This window comes from Pedobacter agri PB92 (assembly GCF_000258495.1).
In the GTDB taxonomy this organism is placed as follows: Bacteria; Bacteroidota; Bacteroidia; order Sphingobacteriales; family Sphingobacteriaceae; genus Pedobacter; species Pedobacter agri.
In genome coordinates, this window is the sequence record NZ_AJLG01000199.1 from 1 (window position 1) to 8490 (window position 8490).

Sequence of the window (8490 nt, forward strand, 5' to 3'; positions counted from 1 at the left end):
ACACACTTGAGTATAAGCCGAGAAACACGGCTAATAATGTGATTTATCGGTTTGCTGTCTCATCAACCTAAACTGCAAAAAAAATCCCCGATCAACTGAATGGTCGGGGATTCATAATAAAATAACTTCAATTATTTTTTAGCTTGTTGTTGCTGACGCATATAATCATCTAAACGCTGTTGAAATTTAGATTTTTTCTTTTTCTCATCAGCTGGTCTCGCTTTATTCTGTTGGATTAAAGCATGAATTTTATCATCATCAACCATTTTACGGATTAAGAACTGCTGTCCGAAAGTCATTAAGTTGGCTAAGAAGTAATAATAATTCAAACCTGCCGGATAACTGTTTAATACCCCCAGGAAAATGATTGGCATGATATAACCAATGTATTTCATTTGACCAGTAGCACCAGAAACCTGATTGTTAAAGTAAGTCATGATTAAGGTCGAAACCGTCATCAACACACACATCAAACTCAAGTGATCGCCAATAAATGGAACTTTAAATCCGAATTTGATAAACTCATCATAGGTTGATAAATCTTTCATCCATAAGAAGCTCTCTCCGCGTAGTTCGAAAAGGTTAGGGAAGAAGAAGAAAAATGCCATCACGAGTGGTAGCTGTAAAACCATTGGTAAACATCCACCCAAAGGATTCACACCGGCTTTTTTATAAAGTTTTAAGTATTCCTGTTGAACCAATGTTGGATTATCTTCACCAACCTTTGCTTTAATTTCATCCATCTCAGGCTTTAATACCCTCATTTTAGCCATTGATAAATATGACTTATAGGTTAATGGAGAAAGTGCAACCTTTAATAAGATCGTTAATACAAGGATGATTAAACCGAAGTTCCAGCCGAAATTGTTAAGGAAATTAAATACCGGTAACACGATGAAACGGTTAATATATTTTAACGGCCAGTAACCTAAATCTACTTGTTTCTCTAAATCATAACCCTGATCTTTTAAAGCAGAGAATTTATTGGTACCGAAGTAAAACTCCATGCTGTATGCTTGGTTTGCAAGATGCGTATAAGGCAATTGCATATTGGCATCATAAAACTTAACCTGACCAGGAGCAGTAGGGATTTTAACCTCCAAACTTCCTTTTTCAAAGCCTTCTTTAGCAATTAAGGTAGCAGAGAAGAAGTGCTGTTTAAAAGAAAACCACTGAATTTTACCTTTTGCTAATTCTTCTTTTTCGTCTTTAGAAACACTTAAGTGATCTACGTCGCCATCTACATATTTGTAGTAAGGCGCTGAATAGCGGTGCTCACTTTCTAACGATTTCTCTTGTTGTAATAAGATGGTTTGCCAGTTTAAAGCGATGTTGTTTCCAGCAATCACCTGTTGTAAACCAACTAAGTTAATGTTGAATCCAACCTTGTTGCTTGCCGATTTTAAATCATAAACATATTCCACGTAAGCATTTGCACCATAGTTAGCACGCATGGTTACTGTATTGCCAGTTTTAGTAGGAGTGAAATATAAATCATTGGTATTAATTACTTTACCAGCTGCATTTAAAGTCAGGCCAAATTTGTTAGCGTTCCCATCAAATAAAATTAATGGTTTACCTGCATACGTTTTTTGTCCTTTAACTTCTACTGATGAGATTCTACCACCTTTATTACTTAGGTTGATTAATAAATTTTCATTTTCTAAAACGGTGTTTGCTTCTGTTCCTGTAATTGCAGAACCAAAAGGACCTTTTAAAGCCAATGAATCAACGGTCGGTGTACTAGCTATGGCTGTAGTATCTTTTTGCGCTGGTTGAATTCCAGCTTTTTGTAGTGAATCAGCTCTTTTTATTGAATCGATTCTGGCATTTTCTTTTTTTATTTCAGCGTCCTTTGGCCCAAAAAAGTAGAATGATCCTGCCAAGATGATCATAATCAGGAATAATCCTGTAAAGGTATTTCTATCCATTATATTTGTTTGTACTGCTTTTAATTCGTTTTCTTTTTCGCAAACTCCATCGCAGCGGCGACAAATTTAACAAAAAGTGGGTGAGGATTAGCAACTGTTGATTTTAATTCTGGGTGAAATTGTCCGCCCACAAAAAATGGATGGTTTTTAAGCTCCACGATTTCTACCAGATTTGTTTGTGGATTAATACCAGAAGCAATCATTCCAGCCTCTTCATATTGCTTTAAATAATCATTGTTAAATTCATAACGGTGGCGGTGACGCTCGTTGATGTGTGCTTTACCGTAAATAGAGAAAGCTTTTGTACCTTTTTTAATATCGCAAGGATATGAACCTAAACGCATCGTACCACCCATGTTTACGATATTTTTCTGTTCTTCCATCATGTTGATCACAGGATTTTTAGCATCAGCTTCGATTTCAGTAGTGTGTGCATCTTTCAAGCCTAGAACATTACGTCCGAACTCAATCACCGCACATTGCATACCCAAGCAAATACCGAAGAAAGGAATATTATTTTCGCGAACGTATTTAATGGTGTCAATTTTTCCTTCAATACCACGGCTACCAAAACCTGGAGCAACCAATACGCCATGTAAATGGCCTAATTTTTCTTTTACGTTATCAGGAAAGATGCCTTCAGAGTGAATATATTCTACACGAACTTTGCACTCATTTTTAGAACCCGCATGTACAAATGATTCAATGATCGATTTATAAGCATCTGGTAGTTCCACATATTTACCTACCAAACCAATGGTAACATCAGCTGTAGGATTTTTTTAAATGTCCTAAAAACTCTTTCCAGCTCTCCATGTCTGGCTCGTTTTTAGCCGGAAGTTTCAATTTTGCTAAAACCGTTTTATCCAACTGTTCTTTCATCATCAACAACGGAACATCATAAATAGTAGATGCATCCATAGATTCGATAACTGCGTTGATGTTAACATTACAAAAAAGTGCAATTTTTTTTCTGATTTCAGCAGAAATGTGGTGTTCGGTACGGCAAACTAAAATATCTGGTTGAATACCATATTCTAATAATGCTTTTACTGAGTGTTGAGTGGGTTTAGTTTTTAATTCACCTGCCGCTGCCAAATAAGGCACCAAAGTTAAGTGGATTACAATTGCATTTGAACTTCCTTCTTCCCACTTAAACTGGCGAACAGCCTCAATAAATGGTAAAGATTCGATATCGCCAACTGTTCCGCCAAGTTCAGTAATTACGATATCATATTCGCCGCTTTCGCCTAAAATGCGCATGTTGCGTTTAATCTCATCGGTAATATGCGGCACAACCTGTACGGTTTTACCCAGGTATTCGCCTTTACGTTCTTTGTTGATTACGTTTTGATAAATACGGCCAGTGGTAATGTTGTTTGCTTGTGAAGTTGGAACGTTTAAAAAACGCTCATAGTGACCAAGATCCAAATCGGTTTCGGCACCATCTTCGGTAACAAAACATTCGCCATGCTCATAAGGATTCAGTGTTCCTGGATCAATATTAATGTACGGATCGAATTTTTGAATGGTTACACGGTAGCCACGTGCCTGTAAAAGTTTAGCTAAAGATGCGGAAATGATGCCCTTACCCAATGAGGAAGTAACACCGCCCGTAACAAAAATATACTTAGTCATGTTTGTGATTTTTTACGGCAAATGGTAAATATTGCCGCTTTTTGTACGGGATACAAAGGTAAGAAAATTCCTCGTTTCTGCTGATTTAAAATTTAGATATTTTAAAAATGATAATGTGATGTTTATCAGAAAATTAACACAAGGGGAACTTTAACTGATAAGTTTTGAGAAAGCAAAACCTGCTTCACTAATCAACGTTAGTCCTGTTTTTCGCTATATCTTTTTTGTATTCGGTGGTAGCAATTTAAAGATGGCGCAACAAAAAGTATACCGCTGCAACCAGGTTTAATTCGCAATTGATGTGCTTCTAATTTCAGTTGCAAAACTGGCCACCCGCTCTCGGTTAAGTACTTTCTCCAATTGAGCAATCCTTCTTTTATTTTCTTGCTGCAGCAATGCTGGGTATAGATTCATCAACATATTTACAATCGTCACCACTAAGGCACCCAGGTACCTTTCTTTTAAAACCATAACCAAAGTGAATATAATTACTGATATAAAAGCGATCAAGTGATTGATTTCGGCAAGCGTCATTTCTTTGCGTAAAATATTCAATTCGTTTTGATCAACTTTACTTTTCATTTTCAGCTTCGGGTTGAAGAACTTAAAGAAAGTATTTTTTATAATCCATTTAATTACACCAATCCCTATTAATTTGTTCAGCTCTTTTCTTCTAACAAAATTTAAATCCGTTAATTTTTTCTTGTGGAAAGATGTGTTTATCAAGAAGGCATTAATGATCATGCCTACAATCCATGAAATAAAGGTTATCGAAATGCTAAATGTTATATGTTTTATCACAAGTTATTAATTATTATAAGCAGCGCATCACGGCTACACTAGTTAGTTTATTCGTCTTGTCGTAAGAGTAAGTTTTAGTTGACCCATCTTTCTCTACATATGTAACTGATTTAAAATTTTGTGCTCCGGTTCCGTTTTTTCCAATATAAGTTTGCTTGTTGTTTTCTCTAATAATTTCATTTTGAAGTTCTAACTTTCTGGGGTTTAGTTTATAAGATTTGAAGCCGGAAAAGATTAGATCAGAGTCAGTTTTGTAACTGTAAATCATTTCGCTGTCCAATTGTCCTTCGCGAATAATTCGGCCCATTTTATCGTAGACGTAGGTGATATCTGTCACAATAGATTGATCGGCTCGTTTAGAAAGTCGACGAACACATTGCATTTGATCGTTTAAGAAAAAGGTTTCTAATGAATAAGGCCTCGAACCGCTAAAGCTAACCGTATGATATTTGTCTTTTTCGTAAATAAAAACAGTAGAATCCGTTGAATTGTCATCACCGCTGATAATTTTTCTGATTAAACCATTATCATCTCTAACATACTTTGAATAACCATTTGTTTTTCCATTCAACGTATTATCCAATGATACCATCTCGTTTTTTTCATTATACAAATAATATCCGCCATATGGAGATTTTGTGGTCATCAAACTATCGCTAAACATTTCAAAAACTCTTTTTGTACAAGTCATTTTCGGACTGCCATCATTGTAAACTTTACTGTAGTGAACTGAATTCGCATTTTTAATTAATTTTTTGGCATAAGATTCATCTGTTGTGAATTTTATCTTCAGCACAGCTTGCATGTCTAGTTGCGCATTTCGTTCATCTCGCTCATCCAGCGTTTTAGGAACCAGATAATCGGCATTGCCAATGTTCAAGTAAGTTTTTATAGTTTTTAAATATTGATCGGGATTGGTAACCAAAATCGGCTGATCTTTGCCATTGGACAGAATCATACCAAAAGCTTTTTTTGCATTTGGTCGATAGAAAACAAATTTCCCGTATGAATTGGTGTATTCAACAACATTTTCTTTACCGATATTAAAAATTGGAAAACTGGTGTATACCGAGCCGAAGTAAGCATTAACGTCCTTGCTTTTTTGTTTATGATTTTTGAAGCTTTGGCTGTCATCATCAGCCCCAAAAAAGACGGCACTAGGCGAGGGCTCTGTAAAACTCACAGCCGATTTTTCTCCGGATGGTTTTGCTCTTAAAAAAACACTTTGCGAATAAGACGCTATTGAAAGGGTAGCGCAAAAAAAATACTAATATCACTCTTCTCATAATAGATAAATTAATCTTTATTAAAAGGGATGTTTAAAATGAATAGAGATTTTAGCAGCAGTTGTAATATATCTTCACCTTTTGTTCTTTCTCACTCCAAGCGATATAAAGGTTGTTTTCTTTGCCCAGGCGATATTTAAAACCGTTTAAACCAGATTTTTTAAGCTCATCATAAAGTGCTTTATCAGGAACATAGTTGTCTGCTTTATCTTCAGGCATTACTGCAGGCTCCAGAAAATTATCTTCGGAAAAGAAGTCATCTGCAATGGTTTTTAAGAATACAATTTGCGCTTTTTCTTTTGATAGATCTAAATTAGGATCAGTACTGCCTAGTAAATCTTTTCCGTTTAACTTAGCGTTGTAAATTTCTTTGCCTGCAAAATTCTTAATGGTAAATGATAGTACCATCTCTTCGGGCTTCCTTCCCGTTAGTTCAATTTTAAAAGTATCCAGTTTGTCCAGGTCAGAGAATGACTTAGCGATACTTTGATTCACGTTTTTAAATTCGATGGAACCATTTTCTTCCTTCTTATCAGTTTGGCAAGCCAGAAATAAGGTGACAATTGAAGCTATGAGCAGTAATTTTCGCATTCTCGAAAATACAAATTTTAACTTTCTATCAAATATTTAAATAATAAATTAGAACCGATAGCCGACTGATAACCATAGTTGGAAGTCTAAATATCCTTTTGGAGCATTTGTTGCCTGAAATGTTTCTACGTTAAAATATTTACCATAGCCCAAACCTGTAGTGGTTTCTAACAGAAATCTTTTTGCCGGGATGTAAACGAAACCAAGGTTTACACCCGAACGAAAAGAATTTGCCTTGAAGTTTCTGTTATTGCCAAACGATAAAAACCCAGTAGGGTGTACATATGCATTGTTGGAAACAATCGTTTTGTTTAGATTACCGGCATAAACTCCAAAAAAAGGTGTAATCTCACGTTGCTTTATTTCATAAACGTACTTTTTGCCTCGTAACAAAAAGCCGCTATATTCATACGCTCTTCTAATGTTTAATTCGCCTGTTGAGTATGAAAACTCTAATCCATATCGCTGTTTAAATGTTTTCTCTATTGAAAATGAAGGTCGCTGGGCTACCAGATTTAATAAATTCGTTTTTACAGCAATGCCTAAATATTCCTGTGACCGGACCAATGTAGCAACTGATAAAATCAGAATTAACGTCAGAATATACTTCATGCTTAGTATTTTAAATAAAAATAATATTTATCTATCATAAAATACAATTATTACTATATTTGCGTAATCAGTTACGTAATTAATTAACATGAAGTTTTTTCAACAAACCGGAAAGGTTGCTATCGGCAGTAGGCTAAGGATGCTCACCGATAAAGTCACAGAAGATGCCGCTAAAATATATCAGTTGTATGACATCGATGTACAACCTAAATGGTTTCCAATTTTTTATTCATTATCAAAAGGAGAAGAAATTACAATTACAGAACTAGCGAAAAACATTGGACACTCACATCCTTCGGTTAGTAAAATGATTGGTGAAATGTTAAAGAAGGGCTATGTTGCAGAACGTAAAGATAGATTGGATGGTAGGAGAAACGTAATCAGTTTATCGTCGAAAGGGAAGGAGATTTATTCGAAAATTGATGACCAGCTTATCGATGTCGCAGCTGCAATAGAAGATTTATCTGCACAAACTCAAAATAAGTTATGGGAAGCCATTGAAGAATGGGAATTCCTTTTAGAACAGAAAACATTATTAAGAAGAGTAATGGAAAAGAAGAAAGAAAGAGATGGTTTAAAAGTGAATATTGTTGATTATACTTCAGCCTATAAACAGGCTTTTAAATCATTAAATGAGGAATGGATTTCTACCTATTTTGTGATGGAAGAATCTGATTTTAAGGCTTTGGATCATCCACAAGAATATATTTTGGACAAGGGGGGAGCGATTTTAGTAGCATTGTATGAGGGTAAACCACTCGGCGTATGTGCTTTAATTAAAATGAATGATGGCGAATACGATTTTGAATTGGCTAAAATGGCTGTTTCGCCAAAAGCACAAGGTAAAAATATTGGATTTATTTTGGCTTCAGCTATTATAGAACGAGCAAAATCTTTAGGTGCCTCCAAAATTTATCTGGAAAGCAACACCATATTAAAACCCGCTATCAATCTTTATCATAAATTAGGTTTTCAGAAAATAGCTGGGAAACCTACACCTTATAGCCGTTGCAATATTCAAATGGAATTGATCATAACCTAGTAACGCTAAAGATTGGCAGATTTGAACGTTTTATTCAGATTTGCCAATCTTGGGCTACTTGAATTATTCTAATTTTAAGGCTTCGAGTAATTTATTTAGCTTCAATAAATCTTCTGGTGTATCAATAGCAACCGTTTCCAAATCGGTTACTTTGGTCTGGATATAGAATCCATTTTCGATCCAACGTAGTTGTTCAAGGCTTTCTGCAATTTCCAATGCAGATGGGGGCAGTTTGGTAATGGCCTTTAACGATTCCGTTCTGTAACCGTAAATGCCAATGTGTTTATAAAATTTGTGTTTCTCTGCCCAAACACCTGGCTCACCATTTCGAATGAAAGGTATCGGGCTGCGACTAAAGTACATTGCCCTGCCATTAATATCAATCACAACTTTTGGGCTATTGGGATTATAAATACTTTCCTGACTTTGAATGGGTTTAATAAGCGTAGCCAGCTGCACCTTTTCTTCGATAAAGCAACTTGCCAGCAAATCAATTTGGGCAGGTTCTATAAAAGGTTCATCTCCCTGAATATTAATTACGATTTCATAATCCGGAAGTTTTTCAATCACTTCTGCACAGTGTGTACGT

The 8490-nt window shown here is 35.5% G+C and carries 7 protein-coding genes and 1 pseudogene; 1 reads left to right on the plus strand and 7 read right to left on the minus strand.

What is annotated here, in order from left to right; genetic code table 11:
• Window positions 1–131 precede the first annotated feature (131 nt).
• The 6 genes and pseudogenes from yidC to ON09_RS20620 all read right to left on the minus strand — a co-directional run bounded on the left by yidC (window position 132) and on the right by ON09_RS20620 (window position 6859).
• On the minus strand, window positions 132–1931 hold the full coding sequence (yidC, locus tag ON09_RS20595; protein ID WP_010602962.1) for a membrane protein insertase YidC: 1800 nt from the start codon (window positions 1929–1931) through the stop codon (window positions 132–134).
• Window positions 1932–1951: 20 nt separating this feature from the next.
• Window positions 1952–3569 (minus strand): annotated as a pseudogene (locus ON09_RS20600) (CTP synthase).
• A gap of 285 nt (window positions 3570–3854) precedes the next feature.
• Window positions 3855–4313 (minus strand): glycosyl-4,4'-diaponeurosporenoate acyltransferase CrtO family protein, encoded by a 459-nt coding sequence (locus tag ON09_RS26295; RefSeq protein WP_010602963.1) that lies wholly within the window; start codon window positions 4311–4313, stop codon window positions 3855–3857.
• Window positions 4314–4383: 70 nt separating this feature from the next.
• On the minus strand, window positions 4384–5553 hold the full coding sequence (locus tag ON09_RS20610; protein WP_010602964.1) for a hypothetical protein: 1170 nt from the start codon (window positions 5551–5553) through the stop codon (window positions 4384–4386).
• Window positions 5554–5707: 154 nt separating this feature from the next.
• The gene (locus ON09_RS20615; protein WP_010602965.1) at window positions 5708–6247 is read right to left on the minus strand and encodes a hypothetical protein; all 540 of its coding nucleotides are present in this window, start codon (window positions 6245–6247) and stop codon (window positions 5708–5710) included.
• Between the two features lie 48 nt (window positions 6248–6295).
• The gene (locus ON09_RS20620; protein WP_010602966.1) at window positions 6296–6859 is read right to left on the minus strand and encodes a DUF3575 domain-containing protein; all 564 of its coding nucleotides are present in this window, start codon (window positions 6857–6859) and stop codon (window positions 6296–6298) included.
• Between the two features lie 88 nt (window positions 6860–6947).
• Here ON09_RS20620 and ON09_RS20625 point away from each other — a divergent pair, with 88 nt between their 5' ends.
• On the plus strand, window positions 6948–7901 hold the full coding sequence (locus ON09_RS20625) for a bifunctional helix-turn-helix transcriptional regulator/GNAT family N-acetyltransferase (protein ID WP_010602967.1): 954 nt from the start codon (window positions 6948–6950) through the stop codon (window positions 7899–7901).
• 63 nt (window positions 7902–7964) lie between these two features.
• Here ON09_RS20625 and ON09_RS20630 read toward each other — a convergent pair.
• On the minus strand, window positions 7965–8490 hold a 526-nt coding region (locus ON09_RS20630), incomplete at its 5' end, for a 3-deoxy-manno-octulosonate cytidylyltransferase (protein ID WP_010602968.1).